The 25,270-nt window shown below is 47.5% G+C and carries 28 protein-coding genes; 27 read left to right on the top strand and 1 reads right to left on the bottom strand.

The window, feature by feature from the left end:
• Positions 1–13: 13 nt before the first annotated feature.
• From ADM98_RS12030 to ADM98_RS11940, 20 genes are all read left to right on the top strand, one after another.
• Positions 14–1,039, top strand: a complete 1,026-nt coding sequence (locus ADM98_RS12030) for an NAD(P)H-dependent glycerol-3-phosphate dehydrogenase (RefSeq protein WP_053453735.1) — start codon at positions 14–16, stop codon at positions 1,037–1,039.
• Between the two features lie 18 nt (positions 1,040–1,057).
• Positions 1,058–1,255 (top strand): DUF2768 domain-containing protein, encoded by a 198-nt coding sequence (locus ADM98_RS17180; RefSeq protein ID WP_231496841.1) that lies wholly within the window; start codon positions 1,058–1,060, stop codon positions 1,253–1,255.
• Positions 1,252–1,986, top strand: coding sequence for a hypothetical protein (locus ADM98_RS12025; protein ID WP_053453734.1), 735 nt, complete (start codon positions 1,252–1,254; stop codon positions 1,984–1,986). The genes ADM98_RS17180 and ADM98_RS12025 overlap by 4 nt, the downstream gene beginning before the upstream one ends.
• 85 nt (positions 1,987–2,071) lie before the next feature.
• The gene (locus tag ADM98_RS12020) at positions 2,072–2,344 is read left to right on the top strand and encodes an HU family DNA-binding protein (RefSeq protein WP_012370671.1); all 273 of its coding nucleotides are present in this window, start codon (positions 2,072–2,074) and stop codon (positions 2,342–2,344) included.
• Between the two features lie 140 nt (positions 2,345–2,484).
• Complete coding sequence (locus tag ADM98_RS12015; RefSeq protein WP_053453733.1) at positions 2,485–3,063, top strand: heptaprenyl diphosphate synthase component 1; 579 nt, start codon at positions 2,485–2,487, stop codon at positions 3,061–3,063.
• A 22-nt stretch (positions 3,064–3,085) separates the two neighbouring features.
• Positions 3,086–3,793: a demethylmenaquinone methyltransferase gene (locus ADM98_RS12010; RefSeq protein WP_053453732.1), complete on the top strand. Its 708-nt coding sequence runs from the start codon at positions 3,086–3,088 to the stop codon at positions 3,791–3,793.
• A 1-nt stretch (position 3,794) separates the two neighbouring features.
• Entirely contained in the window at positions 3,795–4,757 is a 963-nt protein-coding gene (locus tag ADM98_RS12005) for a polyprenyl synthetase family protein (RefSeq protein ID WP_053453731.1), read from the top strand.
• A gap of 93 nt (positions 4,758–4,850) precedes the next feature.
• Entirely contained in the window at positions 4,851–5,267 is a 417-nt protein-coding gene (ndk, locus tag ADM98_RS12000; RefSeq protein WP_053453730.1) for a nucleoside-diphosphate kinase, read from the top strand.
• Positions 5,268–5,459: 192 nt separating this feature from the next.
• Positions 5,460–6,236 (top strand): CheR family methyltransferase, encoded by a 777-nt coding sequence (locus ADM98_RS11995; RefSeq protein WP_053453729.1) that lies wholly within the window; start codon positions 5,460–5,462, stop codon positions 6,234–6,236.
• Between the two features lie 19 nt (positions 6,237–6,255).
• Complete coding sequence (gene aroC / locus ADM98_RS11990; protein WP_053453728.1) at positions 6,256–7,410, top strand: chorismate synthase; 1,155 nt, start codon at positions 6,256–6,258, stop codon at positions 7,408–7,410.
• A complete protein-coding gene (aroB, locus tag ADM98_RS11985; RefSeq protein WP_053453727.1) occupies positions 7,407–8,468 on the top strand; it encodes a 3-dehydroquinate synthase in 1,062 nt (353 codons plus the stop codon). The genes aroC and aroB overlap by 4 nt, the downstream gene beginning before the upstream one ends.
• On the top strand, positions 8,459–9,715 hold the full coding sequence (aroA, locus tag ADM98_RS11980) for a 3-phosphoshikimate 1-carboxyvinyltransferase (protein ID WP_053453726.1): 1,257 nt from the start codon (positions 8,459–8,461) through the stop codon (positions 9,713–9,715). Before aroB ends, aroA begins: the two co-directional genes overlap by 10 nt.
• 35 nt (positions 9,716–9,750) lie before the next feature.
• Positions 9,751–11,013: a tetratricopeptide repeat protein gene (locus ADM98_RS11975; protein ID WP_053453725.1), complete on the top strand. Its 1,263-nt coding sequence runs from the start codon at positions 9,751–9,753 to the stop codon at positions 11,011–11,013.
• A 28-nt stretch (positions 11,014–11,041) separates the two neighbouring features.
• Positions 11,042–11,572: a ReoY family proteolytic degradation factor gene (locus tag ADM98_RS11970; protein ID WP_053453724.1), complete on the top strand. Its 531-nt coding sequence runs from the start codon at positions 11,042–11,044 to the stop codon at positions 11,570–11,572.
• Positions 11,573–11,755: 183 nt separating this feature from the next.
• A complete protein-coding gene (locus tag ADM98_RS11965; protein ID WP_053453723.1) occupies positions 11,756–12,196 on the top strand; it encodes a DUF2487 family protein in 441 nt (146 codons plus the stop codon).
• A gap of 104 nt (positions 12,197–12,300) precedes the next feature.
• Positions 12,301–12,807, top strand: a complete 507-nt coding sequence (locus tag ADM98_RS11960; RefSeq protein ID WP_035396830.1) for a ubiquinol-cytochrome c reductase iron-sulfur subunit — start codon at positions 12,301–12,303, stop codon at positions 12,805–12,807.
• A gap of 3 nt (positions 12,808–12,810) precedes the next feature.
• The gene (gene qcrB, locus ADM98_RS11955; protein ID WP_012370658.1) at positions 12,811–13,482 is read left to right on the top strand and encodes a menaquinol-cytochrome c reductase cytochrome b subunit; all 672 of its coding nucleotides are present in this window, start codon (positions 12,811–12,813) and stop codon (positions 13,480–13,482) included.
• A 40-nt stretch (positions 13,483–13,522) separates the two neighbouring features.
• Positions 13,523–14,314 (top strand): menaquinol-cytochrome c reductase cytochrome b/c subunit, encoded by a 792-nt coding sequence (locus tag ADM98_RS11950; protein WP_053453722.1) that lies wholly within the window; start codon positions 13,523–13,525, stop codon positions 14,312–14,314.
• A 69-nt stretch (positions 14,315–14,383) separates the two neighbouring features.
• The gene (locus tag ADM98_RS11945; RefSeq protein WP_053454548.1) at positions 14,384–14,971 is read left to right on the top strand and encodes a DUF1405 domain-containing protein; all 588 of its coding nucleotides are present in this window, start codon (positions 14,384–14,386) and stop codon (positions 14,969–14,971) included.
• Positions 14,972–15,016: 45 nt separating this feature from the next.
• The gene (locus tag ADM98_RS11940) at positions 15,017–15,697 is read left to right on the top strand and encodes a zinc metallopeptidase (protein WP_082318557.1); all 681 of its coding nucleotides are present in this window, start codon (positions 15,017–15,019) and stop codon (positions 15,695–15,697) included.
• A 47-nt stretch (positions 15,698–15,744) separates the two neighbouring features.
• Here the strand turns inward: ADM98_RS11940 and ADM98_RS11935 are convergent, their stop codons facing one another.
• Positions 15,745–16,632 carry a YitT family protein gene (locus ADM98_RS11935; protein WP_053453721.1) on the bottom strand — a complete coding sequence of 296 codons (888 nt, stop codon included), beginning with the start codon at positions 16,630–16,632 and terminating at the stop codon, positions 15,745–15,747.
• Positions 16,633–16,802: 170 nt separating this feature from the next.
• On the opposite strand from ADM98_RS11935, the gene bshA reads away from it, so the two are divergent.
• From bshA to dinG, 7 genes are all read left to right on the top strand, one after another.
• Positions 16,803–17,945 (top strand): N-acetyl-alpha-D-glucosaminyl L-malate synthase BshA, encoded by a 1,143-nt coding sequence (gene bshA, locus ADM98_RS11930; RefSeq protein WP_053453720.1) that lies wholly within the window; start codon positions 16,803–16,805, stop codon positions 17,943–17,945.
• Positions 17,932–19,065 (top strand): CCA tRNA nucleotidyltransferase, encoded by a 1,134-nt coding sequence (locus ADM98_RS11925; protein WP_235504889.1) that lies wholly within the window; start codon positions 17,932–17,934, stop codon positions 19,063–19,065. The genes bshA and ADM98_RS11925 overlap by 14 nt, the downstream gene beginning before the upstream one ends.
• On the top strand, positions 19,035–20,006 hold the full coding sequence (locus tag ADM98_RS11920) for a biotin--[acetyl-CoA-carboxylase] ligase (RefSeq protein WP_235504888.1): 972 nt from the start codon (positions 19,035–19,037) through the stop codon (positions 20,004–20,006). The genes ADM98_RS11925 and ADM98_RS11920 overlap by 31 nt, the downstream gene beginning before the upstream one ends.
• A 247-nt stretch (positions 20,007–20,253) precedes the next feature.
• Positions 20,254–21,093 carry a 3-methyl-2-oxobutanoate hydroxymethyltransferase gene (gene panB, locus ADM98_RS11915; RefSeq protein ID WP_053453719.1) on the top strand — a complete coding sequence of 280 codons (840 nt, stop codon included), beginning with the start codon at positions 20,254–20,256 and terminating at the stop codon, positions 21,091–21,093.
• On the top strand, positions 21,090–21,920 hold the full coding sequence (panC, locus tag ADM98_RS11910; RefSeq protein WP_053453718.1) for a pantoate--beta-alanine ligase: 831 nt from the start codon (positions 21,090–21,092) through the stop codon (positions 21,918–21,920). Before panB ends, panC begins: the two co-directional genes overlap by 4 nt.
• A 2-nt stretch (positions 21,921–21,922) precedes the next feature.
• Positions 21,923–22,306 (top strand): aspartate 1-decarboxylase, encoded by a 384-nt coding sequence (gene panD, locus ADM98_RS11905; RefSeq protein ID WP_053453717.1) that lies wholly within the window; start codon positions 21,923–21,925, stop codon positions 22,304–22,306.
• 102 nt (positions 22,307–22,408) lie between these two features.
• Positions 22,409–25,225, top strand: a complete 2,817-nt coding sequence (gene dinG / locus ADM98_RS11900) for an ATP-dependent DNA helicase DinG (RefSeq protein ID WP_235504887.1) — start codon at positions 22,409–22,411, stop codon at positions 25,223–25,225.
• Positions 25,226–25,270 lie beyond the last annotated feature (45 nt).

Here is a 25,270-nt window from a genome sequence, read left to right as displayed (position 1 = left end):
GAGGTGAGTCAGTATGACCAAAATCGCAGTCATCGGAGCGGGAAGCTGGGGAACAGCCCTCTCGCTCGTCTTAGCTGATAATGATCAGGAAGTCATTCTTTATGGTCGTGAGCAAATTAATGTTGATCGAATCAATGAGCATCATGAAAATACGCAGTTCTTGCCAGGTGTTGCGTTACCAAAAGCATTAAAAGCAACGACAGATCTCAAAGAGGCGGTAGAAGGGGCGACGCATATCTTAATCGTCACACCATCCTCTGCGATTCGAGCAGTTTCTCGTCAATTAAATGAGCTGTTGACGGAACCGGTTGTTCTGATCCATGCATCGAAAGGGATCGAGCCGAAGACACATCTTCGATTGTCAGAGTTAATCGAAGCAGAGGTCGATCCAGCGAAGCGTAAAGCTATTTGTGTATTGACGGGTCCTTCACATGCTGAAGAGGTTGCGTTACGTAAACCAACGACGGTAACGATTGCATCGGATGACTTAGAAGAAGCAGGGCGTGTTCAGGAACTGTTCACGAATGAAAACTTCCGTGTCTATCTGAATGCGGACATCATTGGTGCAGAACTCGGTGGTGCACTGAAGAACATTATTGCACTTGCCGCTGGTATGACGGATGGTCTTGGTTATGGTGACAACGCGAAAGCAGCTCTGATTACACGTGGGATGGTCGAAATGGCGCGTCTCGGTACGATGCTTGGAGCTAATCCGATGACGTTTACTGGATTGACGGGTATGGGGGACTTGATCGTTACCTGTACATCGGTTCATAGTCGAAATTGGCGTGCGGGGAATGCCATCGGTCGAGGTGAAAAATTAGAGACTGTGCTTGAAAACATGGGAATGGTCGTTGAAGGCGTTCGTGCGACCCAAGCGGCGTATGATTTAGCGGAGACGAAACAGTGTGAACTGCCAATTACTTCTGCTCTCTACCATGTTCTCTTTGACGGTCATACACCTGAAGAAGAAGTCAAAAAGTTGATGCAACGACCACAAAAAAATGAGATCGAGCATCTCTTCACGACGAAAGATTAACGGAGTGGGGTGGAAACCTTGAGTCCAGGATTATTAAAAATGTGGATTTCGTTCGCTGGCATCGGACTCTTTGCGATCAGTGTCTTACTGGTCACCGTCAGTCGGACGAAGTTGAAAGGGATATGGCAGATTCTTGTATCAACCTTGGCATTCGTTTGTTTCATCGTCGCGTCAATCATCATGGTATTCATCGTCATGGCGGGGCCGAGCGCATGAAAAAATGGTTCGTGCTATTCATGCTCATTCCGGTGACGTTATTATCCGGCTGTCTCTTTCCGGATAGCCAAAAACCGTCTAACCGTGTACCGTATCCGCAACAGTTACGTACCGTTCAGGATGCTGTCGATGCATATCAAAAAGATACAGGTGTACTACCAATCAAGACGATGGAAGCCGATACTCCGCTTATGGAGCGTTACCAAATCGAACTTGGGCGGTTGATACCGCGATATATGAGTGATCCACCAACGAACAGCTTCGAAGGTGGGGGAACGTTCATTTACTTGCTTGTCGATGTCGAGACGAAACCAACCGTTAAGTTGATGGATTTACTTGTTGCGGAAGAGTTACAAAAACTTCAAGTCCGAATTGATGCTTATCGGAAAAAGAATGATAAGTATCCCTTCAAAGGTTCATTTGGTAAGAACCAGTTTACACTTGACTATAAAAAATTATTTATCAAAAAAGAACCGACCGTTCCAAGTCCGTACTCAGATGAAAAATTATCGATTTATGTCGATGGTCAAGGACGACTCTTCATCAACTATTTGCCAGAGTTGAAGAAAGCGGTGCAAACTGCGAAGAAAAAGCCGAAAGTTGGTCAAGATATTCGGTATTTACTCTATGAAGATCAGCCTTTTGTTCCTGCCTATTCTCAAAGCTACACGATAAACGAAAAAGGCGAACCTGTGTTTTCAGAGAAATCGAGCGAAGAATCTGAAAATTGAACGTTATTTACACGAAAATGTTGTAATAGCAACGTTTATGGGGTATGATTACCCTCGAAGAAGTGATTGGGAGGGGGTGAAAGTAATGAACAAAACTGAACTCATTCAAGCAGTCGTCGAAAAATCAGGTCTTACGAAAAAAGACGTGACGAAAGTTGTCGAATCAACATTCGAATCGATCACTGAGACACTTCAGTCTGGAGAAAAAGTCCAATTGATTGGATTTGGTAACTTCGAAGTCCGTGAGCGTGCAGCCCGTAAAGGTCGCAACCCACGTACGAAAGAAGATATCGAGATTCCAGCAAGCAAAGTACCTGCCTTCAAACCAGGTAAAGCATTGAAAGATGCTGTGAAGTAATCCGGCTACATAGTCGCCCGAGATTTTCTCGGGCGGCTTTTTTGTGGACATTCAGAAGCGTGAAAGCCCACCGATTATGGTATATTAAAAAAGAAGAACGTCCATCAACGAGATGGCACTGGAGATCGGGGGGTAAAAGCATGGAACAACATGAGCTGCGCGTGGATGAAATCATCACTGCACTCACCACTAAACAAACGACACGATTGGCTCGACATGTGGATTTCCCTTCCATCGATCGTGAACAGATCAGTTGGTTGATTGATGTCGCTCAGCATGACACGTTGGACGCTGAGGCACTTGTCAAAGCGATTCATTTCGCACAAGTCGCCTTACGTTTGCATGAGCGTGTCAATGAGACGCAACGTGGTTCGAAGGAACGGCAGCTTCTTGTGTTAGCAGGAGATTTATTCTCGAGCTATTTCTTTGAACAGTTAGCTGGGTTGCCAAAAGAGATTCTCGTCTCACTCGGACGGACCATTCAACGTGTCAATGAAGCGAAGTGTGCCTTACACGAAATGAATTATGAATCGACGGAAGAACGGGTTCTCTTATGGTTAACGGCAGAGTTCGGCTTAATGCAAGGACTCGCGGCAATCACCAAACGAGAATGGCTGACACGACAGGGGCGGCAGATCATTCAGCAACAGGCAGAACAATTAGATCTGGTCGCACAGAAATTACTGTTATCACATCTCGAGCAGATGGCGGTAGCATGAGATCTTGGAAAGGGTGAGCAGTGTGCAGACAAAAGATAAAGAGAAAAAAGTATATGAAGTATTCCAATCGATATCTTCGAACTATGATCAAATGAATTCGGTCATCAGTTTCCGATTGCATAAATTATGGAGACGCGAGACGATGCGCCGGATGCAAGTCTTCCCAGGTGCTAAATGTCTCGATCTTTGTTGTGGAACAGCGGATTGGACGATTCAACTGGCGAAAGCAGCAGGTCCGACAGGTGTAATCAAAGGACTTGATTTTTCAGAGAACATGTTGAAAGTCGGCGTGGGAAAAGTAGAGGCGCTTGATATGAAAAACATCGAGTTGATTCATGGAAATGCAATGGATCTTCCATTTGGCGATAACTCATTTGATTACGTAACAATCGGCTTCGGTTTACGAAACGTACCCGATTACCTACAGGTCATCAAAGAGATGCATCGTGTCTTAAAACCAGGTGGAACGGTCGTTTGTCTTGAAACGAGTCAACCGACTGCTCCGATTTTCCGCGAAGCGTATTCGTTATACTTCGGAAAAATCATGCCGCAAGTCGGTCGATTGCTTGCAAAATCATATGATCAATATAACTGGCTACAAGAATCGACGGAAGTATTCCTCGACCGCGTCGAACTGAAACAACTCTTCGAACAAGCAGGCTTCATGCAAGTGGAAGTCAAAGCATTCGCGGGTGGGGCTGCTGCGATGCACCTTGGGAAGAAGTGGTGAGATGTCACTGCATTCCATATACCGTGATGTCACGAAGGAAGTTAATTTAGTCGATCGTTTTCTGATCAATCATATCGCTTCTGAAGAACCAACGATCGATGCAGCAGGAAAACAATTGCTGAAAGCTGGTGGGAAACGAATTCGACCAGCATTCGTCTTGCTCGCATCCAAGTTCGGTGAGGCAGATCGAGATGAACTGATTCGTGTAGCGGCAAGCCTTGAACTTGTCCATATGGCATCACTCGTCCACGATGATGTCATTGATGACGCAGAACTACGTCGAGGAAAACCCACCGTCATGCAATATTTTGATGAGGAAGTGGCGCTGTATTCGGGCAATTATTTGTTTGGAGAAGCCGTTCGGTTGATTGGTGAAGTCGGGAAGCCGGAACTGGTCCAAGTCATGGTTCATACGATGCGTGAAATTTGTGAAGGTGAGATTGAGCAAATTTATGACCAATACGATTGGGAACAGTCGATTAAACGATATATCAAACGAATTGAACGAAAGACAGCTATTCTGATTGAAGCGAGCTGTCATCTGGGTGCAATTGTTGCGAATTGTTCTGCAGCCGATACGAAAGCGTTACGGTTGTTTGGGCGAGATATCGGACTCGCTTTTCAAATTGCTGACGACTTGCTTGATTTCACAGCGAATCGTACAGAACTTGGTAAGCCGGTAGCAGAGGATCTGCGTCATGGACACAAAACATTACCTGTCTTTTATGGTGCAGAGAATGCTACCTTTTACGAACGTCTTTCGCAAATCGAGAGTATGCCAACACATGAAGAAGTAGCACCGTTGCTGTCGTTTCTTCAAACTTCAGGCGCCCTCGAACGGACGCAACAAACGGTCGATCACTATATCCACCGTGCGATCAAACGTCTTGAACCATTACCTAAATCATCAGCCAAACGATCGCTTGAAGAAGTAGCACGCTACGTTGGAAAACGAAAAGGATGAAGATTGTCAAAAATTTCTTGCTGTTCTTCACAAAAGCCAGTAAACTGACTATGTAAGCGCTTTTCTAAAAGCATTTCATAGGGGGAACTAGAGATGGAACAGACATTTTTGATGGTTAAACCAGATGGCGTAGAACGTGGATTGATTGGGGAAATCATCGGACGGATCGAACGCAAAGGATTCATCATTCGCGAAATGAAAATGATGAATGTTACAGAAGAACTCGCAAAAGCACATTACGAAGAGCATGCTGAGAAACCGTTCTTCGGAGAGTTGGTCACTTTCCTCACATCGGGTCCTGTTGTCGCACTTCGCGTCGAAGGAACAGACGTCGTTGCTGTTTCTCGTTTGATGATTGGGAAAACAAAACCTCTAGAAGCAGCACCTGGAACGATTCGTGGTGATTTCGCGAACACGATGAGTGAGAACGTCATTCATGGTTCGGATAGTATCGAAAGTGCGGGGCGTGAGCTTACGCTTTGGTTTCAAGGACAGCCAGTCAACGCGTAATACATGAATAAAAAGACAACGGGGAAGGGATTCGATTTGATCGAATCCCTTTTGTCGTATTCTTGTAAAACGGAATGACCAGATTATCTAATTGCTTTTTGGAATGCCTATAGCTTTATGCTACTATAGAAAATAAGTTGAACTGGTCATCGAGATGACCATTCGATATCGAGAGTGAGCGAGGTGTGCCAATTGGAAGATTATGAACTTTTCATTCAACGGTTCAAGACCAAATCAGGGATTGATCTCGGTCAGTATAAAGAAGCACAGATGAAACGGCGATTGACAGCGTTACGTGATAAAAAAGGCTACAGTACATTTGCGTCTTATATGCAGGCAATGGATAAGAGTACATCGTTATACGAAGAATTTTTAGATCGGATGACGATCAACGTCAGTGAATTTTTCCGTAATCCGATACGTTGGCAACAATTAGAACAAGACATCTTACCGATCCTTGAGTCGCGCGCACACGGACGTATCCGGACATGGAGCGCAGCTTGTTCGACCGGAGAAGAACCGTACTCCCTTGCGATGATTTTAAGTGAACGGCTCGACCCGTCCGCTTTTACGATTCAAGCAACGGATTTGGATGATCTCGTCCTTGAAAAGGCAAAGCTTGGACGATACGGCGCCTCCGCTTTGAATGAAGTCGTAGAAGCGCGCAAAAAGAAATATTTCATTGAGCAAGAGCAGACGTTTGAAGTCGTTCCTGAAATTAAGCGACTCGTTCGTTTTAGTAAACATAATCTGTTAGGAGACCGGTACGATACGGGATTTGATCTAATTATCTGCCGCAATGTACTGATTTATTTTACAGAAGAAGCGAAAGCACATGTCTATCGTTCGTTCGTCGATGCCTTAAAACCGGGCGGAATTCTTTTCGTTGGTGGAACGGAGCAAATATTCCAACCTGAACGATTTGGATTGAAGATGAAACAAAGCTTCTTTTACGAAAAAATCGGTTGAACAGAAAGGGATGAAGCGAATGCGTTACATGACAGCAGGAGAATCACACGGAAAAGGGTTGACCGTCATTATAGATGGAATGCCGGCAGGACTCACGATTGATTTCGAAGCGATTCAGCGCGAGATGACACGTCGCCAAGGTGGATATGGACGCGGTCGACGGATGCAAATCGAACAAGATCAAATTGATGCACGTGGTGGGATTCGTCATGGATACACGACGGGATCACCCATCAGTTTGTTCATCGAAAATAAGGATCATGCGCACTGGACACAAGTCATGCAAGCAGAACCGCTTAAAGAACAGCTGGAACGTCCTCGGACGTTGACACGCCCGCGTCCCGGACATGCTGATCTCGTGGGAGGTTTGAAGTACGGTCATCGCGACTTACGCGACGTACTAGAACGTTCCTCAGCTCGTGAGACGGCAGCACGTGTAGCCGTCGGCGCCTTCGCTAAACAATTACTTCATGAACTCGGTATCGAAGTGTTCTCGCACGTCCGGTCGATCGGTGGAATTGATGCACCTTGGAAAGATCCAGTTGAACATCAGGAAACAATTGATGCTTCACCCGTTCGTTGTGCGGATGAGGTGGCAGGACAACGGATGATGGAAGAAATTGATGCGGCTAAAAAAGAAGGAGATACACTTGGTGGCGAGATTGAAATCGTCGTGACGGGCATGATGCCAGGAGTCGGTTCTTTCACTCAAAACGACCTCAAACTCGACAGTCGAATCGCACAAGCTGTGATCAGTGTCAATGCGATGAAATCAGTCGGTTTTGGGGATGGGTATGAACTTGGTCGTCGTAAGGGTAGTACTGTCCAGGATGAAATCATTCATGATGCATCAGGGTATCAACGACGAACGAACCATTTAGGTGGAATCGAAGGCGGGATGTCGACAGGGATGCCAATTCGTGTCCAGGTAGCAATGAAGCCGATTCCGACGCTCTATCGTCCACTTCAATCGGTTGATATCGAAACGAAGGAAGCGTTTACGGCACAAATCGAACGAAGTGATGCCTGTGCGGTTCCTGCTGCATCCGTGGTCCTTGAAGCCGTCGTTGCGTTTGAAATCGCGGTCGCTATCCTTGAAATGTTCGGGACATCCACACTTGATCGTCTTCAAGCTGCTGTCGCTGCTTACAAAGAGGAGGTTCGGACGTTTTGATCGAGCTCGATATTCGGTTGAATGCGTCATACCCTGTACTTATTGGAGCTGATACTCTATCGCGGCTGTCGCATCTCCCGGCTCTTCAAGCTGCGGATCAGATCTGGATCATCACGGATGAAACGGTACATCAGTTGCACTTGAATACATTACAAAAGGCGTTAGCGGCTACATCTGTTTCGGCAGCTATTCATATTAGCACGGTTGCGGCTGGGGAACAGAGTAAATCGTTAACGACCTATGGTTCGTTATTAGAAGAGGGAATCCGTTTCGAGATGACGCGTCACAGTATCATCCTTGCGTTTGGAGGTGGCATGATTGGCGACTTAGCAGGATTCGTTGCTGCCACTTTCTTGCGTGGTATCCCGTTCATTCAAATTCCGACGACATTGTTAGCACACGATTCAAGTGTCGGTGGAAAAGTTGGTCTGAACCTATCTCTTGGGAAAAACTTGGTCGGTGCATTTTATCAACCGAGTGGTGTCGTGTATGATTTGGCGCTTCTTCAGACATTACCGGACCGGGAATGGCGAAGTGGCTTCTTTGAGTTAGTCAAGCATGGATTCCTCGCGCGTCCGTCGTTTGCAGACACGTTACTTGATGTCTCACTAGACGCCGTCAAAGGACTCGATTTAGAAGACTGGCTCGCCCGCGGTATTAGCGTCAAACGCGATATTGTCGAACAAGATGAGACGGAGCAAGGGATGCGGGCGTTCTTGAATTATGGGCACACGTTCGGTCACGCTGTCGAATATGCTAGTCCTGGTCTTGCGCATGGAGAAGCAGTAGGGATTGGACTCGTGTTCGTCAAATTCCTTGAAGGAAACGAAAAGCAGGCAGAACAACTCGGACGATTGCTTCGTCGTCTTGGTACGGTATTACCAAAGCGGAGATCATTTACAACGTATCTTAAACTGATGCGTCGCGACAAAAAGAATCAACAAGCAACGATTCGATTCGTCCTTGAGAAGGAAGGACGATTCGTCCTAGAGGCGATGAGCGAAGAACGATTGCGCCAAGCATTTAATCAAACTGTGAGGTGTTTAGAATGGGCTTAAGAGGAACAGTACAAGTACCAGGCGATAAATCAATGACACATCGTGCCTTCTTGTTCGGAGGAATTGCTGAAGGAACGACACGTGTCAGAAATGCACTCGAAGGAGCCGATTGTCTCGCTTCACTAGATGCGATGCAGTCACTTGGTGCACATATCGAGCGAACACCAGAGGAAATTCGAATCACTGGAACGGAGACGTTTCAAGAAGCGACGATCGACTGCGGAAACTCAGGTACGACGATTCGTCTTTTAAGTGGTATATTGGCTGGCGGTCAAGCGACGTATGCACTCGATGGAGATGATTCATTGCGTAGACGCCCGATGAAACGGATCACGGAACCACTTGCTTTATTTGGGGCGAACGTAACTGGTGAAACTGCGCCACTACACATCACAGGCACTCCGCTTGTCGGAACGACGTATACGTTACCCGTTGCAAGTGCCCAAGTGAAAAGTGCTGTGTTGCTCGCGGGTCTTCATGCGACAGGAGAAACGACGGTCATCGAGCCGATCTTGTCTAGAGATCATACGGAGCGGATGTTGCCGCAATTTGGTGTCGACATATCGATTGATGACTTCGAAGATGGTCGTCATATTCGCCTCCAAGGTCCTGTTCGTCTGCAAGCGACGTCACTCGACATTCCAGGTGATCCGTCGTCAGCAGCGTTCTGGTGGACAGCGGCAGCAATCGGACAAGATAGTCGCATCACGACGACGCACGTCTTGATGAATCCAACGCGTATCGGTTTCTTACAAACGTTACGACAAATGGGTGCAAGTGTCGAAATCAATCACCGTTCGGAAGCAGGCGGAGAAGAGACAGCAGATGTGACTGTGGAGACGACATCGTTGCAGGCGGTCACGGTCGAAGGCGACCAGATTCCTTCCTTGATTGATGAAATTCCATTGCTCGCGTTACTTGCGACACAAGCGGATGGACGAACGGTCATTCGGGATGCAGAAGAACTCCGCGTCAAAGAGACGGATCGTATCGCAACGGTCGTGGCGGCATTAAGTCGTCTCGGGGCAAACATCGAAGCGACGGATGACGGCATGATCATTGAAGGTCCAACTCCCTTATTAGCAGCTGAAGTGGATAGTGCGGGCGATCACCGGCTCGCGATGATGTTGACGATTGCGGCGACGATCAATCCGGAAATTAACGTTCATGGACGCGAAGTAGTTGAAGTCAGCTATCCAACGTTCTATGATGATTTAAAGAAACTTCAATCCGACCGTTCTGAATAAGATACAGGCGGATAACAGAAAGTGGGGCGCTTGCCTTGAATGAACAACTATTGAATGGCATCATCGAAGAATTAGAACACGGTCATACTTCGGAAGCTTTAGCAGCATTAGAACAACTTGAAAAGACAGGAACGGATGAGGACCGCCTCGCCGTTGCCGATCTCTATATCGAACTCGGATTATCTGACCGAGCGGTTGATCTCTTAGCACCGCTTTATGTCGAATACGCGGGTAACGCAGGAGTTGCCTTGTTACTGGCGGAGTGTTATATCGATTTGGATCGCGAAGAGGAAGCGATTTCCGTGCTCGAGCAGGTTGATACGTCGGACATGGAATACGGTCCCCGTTCGCTCGTGTTACTCGCAGATCTCTATCAGTCACAAGGACTCGACGAAGTGGCATTAGCGAAATTGAAGGAAGCACGTAATCTTGCGCCGGAAGAACCGTTGCTCGCTTACGGATTAGCTGAGCTCTACATGACGCTTGGCGCTTTCGATCAAGCAGTACCATTATTCGCTGAAATCGCAGAACGTCCGGAGTTACGTGCTGAATTGCCACTCGATGCCCTTTATGCGGAATCACTTGCGATGACAGGACAGTTTGAAGATGCGATTCCACTGTATGAACGTGCCGTTGCGGAACGGTCTGACTTGCATACGTTGTTTGGTCTTGCGATGACGGCTCACCGAGTCGGTCAACACCAAAAAGCGGTCGAGACATTCCAACAATTGATTGCGCAGGATCCAGATTATACGTCTGCGTATGTTCCATATGCGGAAAGCCAAGCCGAACTCGGTCTGACAAAAGAAGCACTGAACGTAATCAAGCAAGGGATGGAGCGTGACGATTACAATGACGAATTGCGGACGATGGAAGCCTTATTCCTTCTGAAGCTCGGTGATCGCGCAGGAAGTGTACAAGCTTTACGTGAGGCACTTGCCTTGAATCCTGAATCGATCGTTGCGGCGGAACGTTTGTTATCGTTACTTGCTGAAGACGAGGACCATGATGCGATGATCGAAACGATCTCAGCCATCGAAGAACACGTGACGGCTCCAATTTTGACATGGTATCGGGCACGTGCTTTATATGCCTTAGAGGAATATACACAAGCGATGGAGAATTATGCGATAGTCGAGGGCGCATTTACAGAAGACGCGCTCTTCTTGAAAGAGTATGGTTTTGCACTCGTCGAGGAAGGACGGCGTGAAGAAGGACAACGTCTCCTCCGTCGTGCTGCCCAGTTGACACCAGAAGATAACGAACTCGTTGACTATGTTGAACGAATGGATGGATGACTTCACGGGAGAAGGGAGTAGGATTGAGATGATAGAGAGAAAGCAGCGATTCTTACGCCGCATCTTGACCTATTACACGTTAAAGCGACGGGAAGCGAAATGGATCATTGATTACTGGTTGCGTAATGAGGCAAAACTCGAACAGGTTCACTTCGTTCAAAATGCAACGTTCGCTCCGAAAGCCATCATCATGACGACATATGGATTCGATGCAGAACCGTTTCTCTTCAAAAAAGGAGATGTCACGACGCTAGACCCAGAAAAAGCCTATCATGATATTCGTCTGACTTCAGAAGAAATTTATATTGAGTTAAATTTCCAAGGTATGATGATGGATGATGAGTATCTGTCTCTCCTCGAAGAGAATCCATTTCGTCCAGAAGTTGCTGTTGAACCGCGCTTAGCAGATGAAGCGACGCATTTCATCGCGGTCACGGTCAATCGACAAGAAGAAGAACGATTGGTCCGCTTGATTGATGAAGCACTCGATGCACGCGATCAACACCGTTTCCACTCCCTTTCCGAACAGTTACGACTCGTTCGAAGTCAACTACCTTAACAGTAGGACCTTATCACCTCTTGAAGGTGATAAGGTCCTTTTTGTATGTGAAGATTTGTGCAAAATATGAAGAAAAATAGACCGGAATTTCATAAAACGTTCACATTAAGACAGCAGGAGGAAATGCGGATATGATACATTAAATGTGACGAATTGTAAGTACGAAAGAAAGGGGGAAATGACTTGCGTTTCAAACCATCCGACGTACAGCGGACACGAAGCGAACAAGCGTATATCGATACGCTGATCGTGCCTTTGCTTCCGATCGGTTTCGATGAGGCGATGCATGCTTACGCAGAATGCGCAGACATGACATTGACGGTGGCGTCCGAAGTTGAACGTCAGCTATCCGGACGGGCATTGCTCTTACCTGCCATGACATACATCGATACACCATCGATCGGACAGTTGGAAGGATGGCGTCAAGCGGCTGCTTCCGGGCAATTCCGTTTCATCACCTTCATCACCGCTGATTTAAGGTGGAAGGAGACTGCCGCCGAAGAGATTATCTACGTGCCACGTCTAGCTCTTGAGACGATGAGTCGTGACCAACAAGGTCAGATGGTCGGGAATTTTGTTGGACAAGTTCTCGAACAGTTAGGAAACCGTTGGACCGCGCTATGAAGCGGTTGACGCAATGATTTTATTAAGATACTATTACCATGTGAGAAATTTGTGTGAAGTACTGTCGTCTTGGGGCACAGCGTACATCACAAGGGGGGATCGAGATGGCTCAAAACGGGTCTAACGTAACACGTCGTCAATTCTTGACGTATACATTGACAGGCGTCGGCGGTTTCATGGCGGCGACAATGGTCATGCCGATGGTCAACTTCGCAGTTGATCCAGTCCTGAAGAAATCAGGAGCAGGCGATAAAGTAAAAGTAATGAAGTTGTCGGATATCACGACAGAACCAAAACGGGTCGACTTCAAGAAACAAACGCAAGATGCGTGGTATGAGTTCGAAGAAACATTGTCTGCCTGGGTGTTCAAAGATGATAAGGGAGAAATTCTTGCTCTTTCACCGATTTGTAAACACTTAGGTTGCCAAGTCAGCTTCGGCGCAGATCCAACGCACCCGGAGCAATTCTATTGCCCATGTCACTTCGGACGGTATACGAAGGATGGCACGAACGTACCTGGTACGCCTCCAACGAAACCACTCGATGAGTATGAAATGCAACAGAAAGATGGTTACCTCTATCTTGGTAAACCAGTCGAAAGAGGTGCGTAAGCGATGATGCAAAAAATCTATGATTGGATTGATGAGCGCGTTGACATTACGCCGCTCTGGCGAGACATCGCCGATCATGAAGTACCGGAGCACGTCAACCCGGCACATAACTTTTCAGCTTTCGTTTATTGTTTTGGCGGATTGACGTTCTTTACGATCGTCATCCAGATTCTTTCGGGGATGTTCTTGACGATGTATTATGTACCGGACATCATCAACGCACACGCGTCCGTCTATTATCTTCAAAACGAAGTCGCGCACGGACAAATTGTTCGTGGTATGCACCACTGGGGCGCATCTGTTGTTATCGTAATGTTGTTCTTACATACATTACGTGTCTTCTTCACTGGTTCATACAAAAAACCACGTGAATTGAACTGGGTTGTCGGAGTACTCTTGTTCTTCGTCGTCTTAGCTCTCGGTCTGACAGGATACCTATTGCCTTGGGACATGAAAGCCTTGTTCGCAACGAAAGTTACAATTCAGATTGCTGAAAGTATTCCGGTCATCGGTGGTATCGCGAAGACCCTCCTTGCGGGTGGAGAAATCGTCGGCGCAAGTACAATCGCTCGATTCTTTGCGATTCACGTCTTCTTCCTTCCTGCAGCATTGTTCGTCTTGCTCGGGGCCCACTTCATGATGATCCGTAAACAAGGGATCTCTGGACCACTTTAAACCGACTATCATCTAGACAACAAAAAAGGGGGAGAACACGATGCATCGTGGTAAAGGAATGAAATTCGTCACCGATTCACGGGTGTCGATCAACAACCGGATGCCGAACAAGTCGAAAGACTATTCGGAATATCCAGGTCGAACGGAAGCGTTCTGGCCAAACTTCTTACTTCGCGAATGGATGGTTGGAGCGGTCTTCTTGATCGGCTTCATGACACTGACAATCGTAGAAGCAGCACCACTTCAAAACATTGCCGATCCGACGAATACGTCGTACATTCCACTTCCGGACTGGTACTTCCTATTCCTCTATCAGCTCTTGAAATACCAATTTGCTGCAGGTCCATACATCTTGATGGGTACGGTCATTCTTCCAGGTCTTGCGTTCACAGCACTTCTCGTCGCGCCATGGCTCGACCAAGGTCTTGAACGTCGTCCAGCGAAACGTCCGATCGCAGTCAGCATGATGCTCCTTGCAGTCGTCTCGATCGTCTTCTTGACGTGGGAATCTGTTCAAACGACTCACTGGGATACAATCCACAAACAAGGTGAGTTGACGATGGACGAAGGACCGAAAATTGATACATCGGCAAAAGGATACGAAATTTATTCGAACCAGTCATGTGTCAACTGTCATGGTAAGAACCTCGAGGGTGGCGCAGCAGCTCCAGCGCTCGTCGGTACGAAAAAGACAGAAAAAGAGATTTATGATATTGCAGTCAAAGGTGTCGGTTCGATGCCTGCTGGTCAGTTCAAAGGATCAGATGCGGATCATAAGGAACTTGCGAAATTCATCGCTTCATACGGTGAAGGCGGCGAAAATAATAAATAAGCCAAAAGCCGGGGGAGCAATCCTCCGGCTTTTGTCGATGATGAGGTGAAACGATTGCAAGGATTACTTATGTTACTCCGTCATAAAGCGGTGCTCTGGGTCGTCGGATTGATCAACTTAGCAGGCACTTTATACGGTTACTACTGGTACGAACCACAACTTGCGACATCGAAGTGGTACTATTATCCGTTCATACCAGATAGCCCAACAGCATCACTGTTCTTTACGATCATTGTCTTTCTCTGGATCTTTGGACGACGTTCTCGATTGATTGAAGCACTTGCCTTCGTGACATTGATCAAATACGGGGTTTGGGCAGTCGTTATGAATGCCTTGATGTTGAATCAGCTCGGAACAGAAGATTCGTTCTTAACAGCGATGGCACTGATGTTGATGGTGTCACACGGGGCGATGGCTTTCCAAGCGTTACTGTATAGTCCACTAATGACGTTTCGTGTAAAGGAACTCGTTCTTGTCGCGATTTGGGTCATTCATAACGACGTTGTCGATTATGTCCTCGGGCAATGGCCACGTTACCCGGCACTCGCTGAACATATCCAGTGGATCGGATATGGTTCCTTCTGGTTGACGGGATTATGTCTTTTGATGGGATATCTCCTTGTCGTGCGCGATTCAATTGACAATAAGATCACTTGAACATAAAATAGACCTATAATCAAAAAAAGAAAGGAACGATGTCTCGTGGCAAACTATTTGATCTATCTCGCGATCATCATCATCGTCCCGATTTGGGCTCAGATGCGCGTGCGGAGTACGTATAAAAAGTATCAAGATGTTCCGATTCAGAGTGGGGTGACGGGAGCGCAGGTTGCAGACTTCATCATGAAGCAAAACGGAATCACGAACGTTCGACTCGAGCCGATCGGTGGAACGATGTCCGATCATTATGATCCGACGAACAAAGTCGTTCGTTTGTCTGAAGACGTTTACTACGGTTCGACGGTCTCAGCTGTCTCGATTGCAGCACACGAAATCGGTCACGTCATTCAAGATGCGACGGATTATAACATGATGCGTGTCCGTCACCGGATTGCGCCTGTCGCGTCGATCACGTCGAATTTATCGTTCCCGCTGTTGTTGGTTGGTCTATTTGCTGGGTTGAGTGGTCTAGCGATGCTTGGTGTCGTCCTGATGCTTGGTGCCGTCATTTTCCAACTCGTCACGTTACCGGTCGAGTTTGATGCCTCAAACCGAGCAATGGCACAGTTGACGGAACACGGAATCATCGATGCGGAAGAAGAGCGTGGTTCACGCCGTGTCTTAAATGCAGCGGCTTGGACGTATGTAGCTGCAACACTTGTTGCCGTTGCCGAATTCCTTCGTCTTGCATTGATCGTTTTTAACCCGTCAAGTGATGATTAAGTAAAAAACACGGATTGCTCAAACGAGCAATCCGTGTTTTTGTCTACTTAGGTTTCTTTGATCGGAACCCGGTTTTCATCGAACGTAAACCCTTCTCCCGTCACTTCATAGACATCATGTAACGTAATGAAAGCATGTTGATCGACACTTTTAACAAGTGTCTTCAAGCGATTGATCTCGTTGCGGGCGACAACGACATATAACACTTCGAGGTCGCGTCCCGAATAACCGCCTTTCGCAATGAGACGTGTCGTACCGCGATTCATTGTTGCATGAATCCCGTCCGCGATTTCCGTCCGGTGATCACTGATAATCATTGCCGCTTTTCCGGCGTACGTACCTTCTTGCATCCAATCAATGACACGAGCACCGACGTAGACGGCGAGTAACGTATACATCGCCTGTTTATAGTCGAGATACGTCAAGGAAGCGACGATGACGAAGAAATCGAAGATCAAGAACGTGCGACCAATCGACCATCCGAAGTAACGTTTCGTCAGACGCGCGATAATATCGACACCACCTGTCGTACCGCCGTTGTTGAAGATGATGCCGAGACCGACCCCGATGAAAACACCAGCGAACAAAGCAGCGAGGACCATATCGTCTCGAAGGTCAATCACGAGTGGTGAATACTTCGAGATTAGTCCGTACCAAAAGGAAAAGCTGAATGTCCCAATCAACGTATAGACGAAGGTCGTCCGACCAAGAATTTTATAACTGACGAAAAACAGAGGAACGTTCAACACTAAGTTCGTGATGGAGGGCGATAACCCAAACAGACCTTTTAAGATCAACGTGATTCCGGTGAACCCACCCTCTGCCAATTCGTTTTGAACGTTAAAATGATAAATACCAAAAGCAAAAATGAATGATCCGACTAGAATCCAGAGGATGTTCTGGATCCGAATCGGAAACTGGAATGGAGGTGCCATTTCCGTATGCTCCTTTCAAATCAAGACTCTTTCTCTAGGGTAACGGCACGGTAGGAAAAAGACTAGCTTTTCCTCGGAAAATCAGTCGAAAAGTGATCAGTATGGTCATTCCGATCGATATTGCTTAGAATAGAGACGAATAGAAGTCATAAAGAGAGTGTGGTTGTATCATGAAAAAAGCAATTGGAATCCTTTGTTATCCCTCTGTTGGCGGGAGTGGCGTCGTCGCAACGGAGCTCGGTATGAAACTGGCGGATCGTGGACATGACGTTCACTTCATTACGTCGAGCATGCCGTTTCGACTGACGGAATATCGCCCGAACATCACGGTACACTTGGTGGAAGTCAACCAGTATTCCGTTTTTAAATATCCCCCTTATGACATTACACTAGCATCGAAAGTAGCAGAAATTATTGATCTATTCGATCTTGATGTCATTCATGCCCATTATGCTGTGCCGCATGCGGTCTGTGCTGATCTCGGTCGAAACATGGCGAAGAAAAAAGGTGTCGCTGTCGTGACGACGTTGCATGGTACGGACATCACGGTCATCGGACAAGACTTAGAGATGCAACCGGCCATCCGGTATGGTATCGAACGATCGGATGCGGTTACGGCCGTCTCAGAAAGTCTAGCGCTTGAGACGAATGCAACGCTTAACGCGCACTACGACATCGATGTCATTGCGAACTCGATTGATGAGAGTGTCTATTATCCGATGCGTGACGAACGTTTGAAACGACACTACGGCATCGAGTCAGATGAAGTCGTTGTCATTCATATCTCGAACTTCCGACCCGTCAAACGAATCGACGATACACTTGCGGCATTCGCAATCGCAGCGAAAGATCGGAAGATGCGTCTATTGCTCGTCGGCGATGGTCCAGAGATGGGGCAAACGAGACGGCGTGCGAAGGAACTTGGTATTGACGATAAGGTCATCTTTGCCGGTAAACAGGAACATGTCGCGCAATTGCTCGCCATCAGCGACATTCATGTCTTGTTGTCTGAAAAAGAGGCGTTTGGACTTGTCGTTCTCGAAGCAATGGCGATTGGTGTCCCGAGTGTCGTTTCGACAGCAGGTGGATTACCAGAAGTCATTCAGGACGGGGTGACTGGGTATATCGTTCCGACCTACGATGTCAAAATGGCTGCAGCGCGTATCGGTGAACTTGCAGATGATCCGATGTTACGCGAACGAATGAGAGAAGAGGGGATTCGCGATACGCGTCGTCGTTTCGATTCGAATGAGATCGTCCGTCGCTATGAACAAGTGTATGAACGGGTGTGTGCACGTCATGAACTTGCTTGAAGGCGCACATCACATCATTGAAACGATCGAACAGGCGGGGGGTGAAGCCTACATCGTGGGTGGCGCCGTTCGTGACATGTTGCTTGACCGAATACCAGGAGACTATGACTTAGCCAGTTCAATGTTACCGGAACAGATCATCGATTTATTCCCGGTCGTCATTCCGACAGGCCTTGAGCACGGAACCGTGACAGTCGTCCTAAACCACGTGCCGTATGAAATCACGACATTCCGTTCGGAAGCGACATATAGCGATCGCAGGCGTCCGGATGCGGTAACGCTTGGCGTAAGTCTGGAAGAAGATTTGACACGACGTGACTTCACGATTAATGCAATGGCACTTAGACCTACGGGGCGCGTCGATTTATTTGGCGGTGAACGTGACATCAAAGAGCGGATCATCCGTACGGTCGGTGCGCCGAAGGAACGCTTTAATGAGGACGCACTTCGCATGATGCGGGCATTTCGTTTCATGAGTCAACTCGAGTTCGATCTTGATCCTACAACTGAACAAGCGATTACAGAACTCGCCCCACATCTAGCTGCTGTTGCGATTGAGCGGATTGCGATTGAGTTTGAAAAGCTATTACTCGGACCAGGAAAGCAGCAGGCACTTAACGCGATACTACGGACTGGGATTGAAGAGTACCTACCCGGGATGGACGCAGTGATTATAGAAGCTCTTGCTAAGCAATCACTACGAGGCGTCTCAAAGGACGCCGTCTGGACACTTGTGCTCGATGCCGGTCTAACGCGTGAGCAATTAACCCGTTGGAAACGGTCGAAACAACAAATGCAGCTCGCTGCGCGCCTGGTCCCACTGCTCCATCGTCCTTTAACGGATTGGGATCGGTATCAGTTATCGGATGAGGAACTGGACATGCTGCGCCAAATGACAGGAATCGATTATCCGGATCGATCGGACTTACCGATTCGTGGACGAAAAGAGCTTGCAGTAGACGGAAAAGATATGATTCGTTTTGGTCTTCGAAAACAACAGATCAAAGAAGCGCTGTTGCATCTAGAGTACGGCGTCATCGAACAGGCTTTCCGAAATGATCAAGCCACATTGATGGAGGAGGTAAACCGTTGGCACATACAGTCCGAGAACAAATCCTGATGGCACTACGCAAGCGGACTTGGTATTCAGGACAAGAATTAGCAGAGACTCTAAATATTTCACGTACCGCCATTTGGAAACATATGCAAACATTAAAGGATGAAGGCTATCACATCATCTCCAATAAAAAACAAGGCTATCAATTAGTCGACGAAGGTGATTTATTGACACCAATCGCGATTGAACAATGGTTAACGACATCACGTCTTGGTCAACAAATCCTTCATTTTGACGAACTCGATACAACGCAGCGGATTGCACACGAACAAGCGCAGCAGCAAGCAGCAGAAGGAACCCTCGTCGTCTGCGATCATCAGACGAATGGACGAGGGCAACTAGGACGGACCTGGCATGAAGCAAAGAACAAGGGTATCGCGATGAGTCTACTCGTCCGTCCGGATGTACCGATGCATCAAGCCGGACAATTAACGCTCGTAGCCGGTATTGCACTGGCGAAAACATTACGTTCTCTTGATACACCAGTCACTATTAAATGGCCGAACGACATCCTGATTCATGGTCGAAAGGTCGCCGGCATCTTGACTGAGATGCAGACCGAGGCAGATCGGATTAGTTCCGTCATTATTGGAATTGGCATCAATGTGCACCATCAACAGTTCTCTGAAGGAATCGAGAATCGGGCGACTTCCCTCGCAAAAGAGACGGGACAGTCGTTTCGTCGAGCGGAAGTCGTCGGTCGTTTCCTTAATCAGTTCGAACTGCTTTATACACAATGGCTTGAATTAGGATTTGGTTCGTTTGTTGCCGATTGGGAAGACCTTGCTGACCGATTGAACGAAACCGTAACTTTACGGACGCGCCAAGCGACAGCTTCTGGAACACTGCTTGGTATTGACGAGACCGGAACGATTCGGATCCAGACCGACGCGGGCGAGACTCGTTTTCACTCAGCTGAGCTCGTTTACTGGGAAAAAGAGTGAGTTCTTGAATCAGACGGTTTGCAGGGACCTTTTCCTGTCATGTATAATAAAGCCACGGATGGTATCCGCTTATTGGAACCATACCGAATTGACAGGTGCCAGTTTTAGCTGTTTCAACTGCCTTGATCTTAACGGACAGGGACAGAAGGACGATATTCAATTATTCCGCCTTCTTTCCGCATGCGTTTATTTTGGAAAGAAAGGCGTTTTCCTTTTGTCCTCCCTACACACGTAAGGAGAGAACACAATGCACACAATGGGTCCACTATTAAAAAAACAACAAGCTGGTGAAAAGCTCGTCATGTTGACAGCATATGACTATCCTTCAGCAAAATTATCGGAAGCAGCAGGTGTTGATATGCTGCTCGTCGGGGACTCCCTCGGGAACGTCATCCTCGGCTATGATTCAACGATTGCCGTCACGGTCGACGACATGGTCCATCATGCGCGCGCAGTACGCCGGGGAGCACCACAAACGTTCATGATCGTCGATATGCCGTTCGCAAGTTACCACGGTTCATTTGATCGAACACTCGAAGCTGCAGCGCGCATCTTCCAAGAATCGCAGGCAGACGCTCTGAAACTAGAAGGGGCAGGAGACATCTTAAAAACGATTCGTCGTTTGACGGATGCTGGAATGCCTTGCGTCGCGCATCTCGGATTAACACCACAATCCGTTGGAGTCCTGGAAGGATTCAAAGTCCAAGGGAAATCATTAGAAGCAGCCGAACAACTGATTGCAGATAGTTTGGAAGCAGAGCGTGCTGGTGCGAAGATGCTCGTACTTGAGTGTGTGCCACACCCGCTCGCAAAGCGGATTCAAGAACTGGTTACGATTCCTGTCATCGGGATTGGTGCCGGAGCTGATGTTGCCGGTCAAGTCCTTGTCTATCATGATATCTTGACGTATGGGGTTGGTCGTTTACCGAAGTTCGTTAAAGCGTACACGAACTGGAATGCTTCAGGAACAGAAGCGATTGCGGCTTATGTCAAAGATGTGAAAGCAGGAACGTTCCCGGAACTTGCTCATTCATTCCAAATGGATGAAGAGCTAATTGGTGCGCTTTACGGAGGAAACAAGGAATGAAAATCATTCAAGATGTAAAAGCGTTACGGGACGTCTTATCAGGACACGATTCTATCGGGTTCGTACCGACGATGGGATTCTTGCATGAAGGACATGCCTCATTGCTCAAACAAGCACGCCAAGAGAATGATGTCGTTGTCTTGAGTATTTTTGTCAATCCGACGCAATTCGGACCAAATGAAGACTTGGATCGTTATCCACGAGACGCAGAACGCGATCAGAAGATTGCGGAAGCAGAAGGGGTCGATTATCTGTTTTATCCGACGAATGAGACGATGTATCCGCTCGATATGGCTCGTGTTACGGTCCGTTCGGGGGACGATGTCTTATGTGGTGCGTCTCGACCGGGGCATTTTGACGGTGTGTTGACAGTCGTCAGCAAACTATTGAACGTCGTTCGTCCAACTCGGGCGTACTTCGGTTTAAAAGATGCCCAACAACTTGCGTTGATCGAAGCGTACGTTGCAGACTATTTCGTTCCAGTTGAAATCGTTCGTTGCCCAATCATTCGCGAAGAGGATGGACTGGCGAAATCGTCACGTAATGTCTATCTATCGGATACGGAACGCACGCAAGCCCCAGGTATCCAGCAGGCACTGCAGCAAGCGAAACAAGCGCTTGACCAAGGTGAAGCGATCGAAATAGTTCTCGAGCAGACGCGCGATGCGCTGCAATTTGATGGGACGACGATTGATTACGTCGAAGCCGTCGACTATCCATCGCTACGACCCGTCACTGAACAAACGACGACGATTCTCCTAGCTGTCGCCGTGCAGTTTGCATCGGCACGCTTGATCGATAATTTACTATATACGAGAGGAGCATGACGATGTTACGCACATTCATGCACGCCAAACTACACAAAGCCCGGGTAACTGAGGCGAACTTACACTACGTTGGATCGATTACGATTGATGAGGATTTACTCGACGCTGTCGGGATTTTGGAAAACGAAAAAGTACAAGTGACGAACAATCAGAACGGTGCGCGGATTGAAACGTATGCCATCAAAGGTGCACGTGGATCAGGTGTCATCTGTTTGAACGGTGCAGCAGCACGCCATTTCCAAGTCGGTGATGAAGTCATTATCATGGCGTATGCACAACTATCGACGGAAGAAATCGCGACGCACGTACCAAAAGTAGCTGTTTTGAACGAACAAAATGACATCACACAAATGTTGTCTCAAGAAATCGCCCACACGATCTTATGAAATTTTAGAGACCCGATCATGCCAGCGGGTCTCTTTTTTTGTTAAGATGAAGAATGAGATGCCATCCAATCATGGAGAGGATGGATTAAAGGTGGAGGATCAGTGTTGAAGAAAAAATACGTCGTAGTCGACCTGGAAACGACAGGTCACTCCATAAAAGCTGGCGATGAGATGATTGAGATCGGAATGGCGGTCATTGAGGATGGACAATTGACAGAACAATTGTCTGCCTTCGTACGTCCGACACAGCCGATTCCTCCGTTCATTTCCCAGTTGACGGGCATTACGGATGAGGATGTCAAAGATGCCGAGACATTTGATATCATCGCACCACGCGTTTTGTCATTACTCGATGGTGGTGTCTTTGTCGCCCATAATGTGCAGTTCGATTTGAATTTTTTAAATGATGCATTAGAAGAAGAAGGCTATTTGCCGTATTCGGGACCGGTCATCGATACGGTCGAACTTGCGCGGATCTTACTTCCAACAGCGGAAAGTCATGCGCTCTCGCATCTGTCAGAGTCTTTAAGCCTTGCTCATCAAGAAGCGCACCGGGCAGGAAGTGATGCTTCAGCGACAGCTGAATTGTTACTTGAACTACTCAAACGACTACATACGTTGCCGCTTGAGACGTTGAAGCACTTAAGACGTTTATCACCACGTCTGTTCAGCGCCATCGAAGAGGAAATTGATCATGCGATTCGCTTGGTCGGTATCGAAGAGGATGTACGATTCGACCGTTTTCGAAAAATCGCCTTAAAAAAACGTCAGACGATCGAACGCTTGACGCATCCGCCCGTTCTTGAACCGTTCGGACCGTTTGTTGACGAATTAAATGCTGTCACGTTTCCTCGTTTGTTCGAAGGGTATGAAGAACGTCGTGGGCAACTCGAAATGATGCGGCATGTCTATCAGTCGCTTGATCAAGAAGCGCCGTTACTCGTCGAAGCAGGGACAGGAACCGGAAAATCGCTCGGTTATCTTGTCCCGGCAGCGCATTACGCGCTCGAACATGAAGTACCGATCGTCGTCAGTACGCATACGATTCAATTACAGGAACAACTGTTTGCGCGTGATTTACCGTTGTTACGTCAACTGTTCGATGCGCCAGTTCAGATTGCGCTTCTCAAAGGACGGAGTAACTATATCGATTTACGGAAGTTCGAATTTTTCTTAAATGATCAAGAAGATGCTTACAACTTTACGCTCGCAAAAGCGATTCTGCTCGTCTGGTTAACGGAGACGGAAACGGGAGATTTAGAAGAAGTCAGCTTACCGGGTGGTGCGGCACAAGGAAATATCGGGATCAAGCAGTTGATTCAGTCCGATAGTCAGTCACAGCTTGGACGATTTGATCCATGGTACAGTCGGGACTTCTTTCAGCATGCGATTCGCCAAGCGAAAGATGCGACGATCATCGTCACGAACCATGCTTTGTTATTTAGTGACTTGCAATTCGAGGCAGGAGTCTTACCGAAAGGAAGTCCGTTGATCCTCGACGAGGCGCACCAAATCGAAGAAGTTGCGAGTCATCATTTTGGTCTCGTCTTTGATGGACATACGTTTGATCGTCTGTTCCGACAGCTTGGGTATTCGTCCGATAAAAAACTGTTACACCGCTTGCTTGATCTGTCGGAGGAATGGGACATTTCCGAGATGGTCGAAGCGCACAGTGAGACGGTTGATGAGGCATTGACGACGTTGCTCGAAGAAGCAGACGGTCTATTGATGATCATTCAAGCGTATGGACTTGAATTGGCTTCCCGAAAAGCACGACGGGAAGGGATGGTCAGCATTCGTTTTAAGCGACTCGATCGCTCGATGCGTGCCGTTCAGGAGAGTGCCAAACGGGTGGAATTGGTTTTGCGCCGCTTACGTCAGGCCATCCGTGCCATTCACAAACTGTTCCATGAACATCGGGAACAGATGAGTTATCGCGAGCGTTCACTCGTTGCCGATTTAAAAGCGATTACGTCACAAATCGAAGAAGCAGAACTCGCCATCTTCGAGACGATGCTTGCACCGCACGACGAAACGGTATCTTGGATCGAGACGTCCGTGAAGAACCGGAAACTGACACGGGTGTATACCCAACCGATCGATATTTCAGAGCGACTGCGACGCGATGTTTTTTCGAAACGAACATGTATCCTTACGTCTGCGACGTTGACCGTCTCGAACAAGTTCCAATTCATTGAGAACCGATTAGGACTTGACGCTTTTGATACACGACGGTTCGTCGTCCCTTCACCGTTTGGGTATGCGGATAATGTACGATTGATGATTCCAACGGATCTTCCGTTATTACAAGATGTTCCGTTACCGGAATTCGCGGAAACGATCGCGGAAGCAATCTTACAGATCGCGGAGGTAACGGAAGGGCGAATGCTCGTCTTATTTACATCAAACGATTTATTAAGACTGACGCATGAGGCAACGAAACCGTTGCTTCCGGAACGCTTTACACTGTTATCGCAAGGCGTCACGCAAGGTTCGCGGCAACGACTCATGAAGCAGTTCAAGCAACTTGATGCCTGTATCTTGTTCGGAACTGCTAGCTTTTGGGAAGGTGTCGACATTCCCGGAGATGACCTCAGTTGTCTCGTCATCGTTCGTTTACCGTTTGCTCCACCTGATCAACCAATCGTCCAAGCACGGTCAGAACGCATTGAGAAACTCGGAAAATCATCATTTTTCGAGTACAGTCTACCGCAAGCAATCATTCGGTTTAAGCAAGGATTTGGTCGTCTGATTCGGACGACGAACGATCGAGGTGTTGTCTTCGTACTTGATCGCCGGATTGAAACGACGCGTTACGGAAAACGCTTCGTCACGAGTCTTCCGAAAGTTCCTGTTTTATCAAAACCACTCGACGAACTAACAGCAGAATTAGAATTGTTCTTGAATGATGGCGATTGAGTCTATTCAGATAAACCCTATCGCATTATAATAGATAGAGAAAAA

Origin of the sequence: Exiguobacterium sp. BMC-KP, from assembly GCF_001275385.1 — a bacterium.
In the GTDB taxonomy this organism is placed as follows: domain Bacteria; phylum Bacillota; class Bacilli; order Exiguobacteriales; family Exiguobacteriaceae; genus Exiguobacterium_A.
This window is presented reverse-complemented; position numbering and strand designations above follow the sequence as displayed.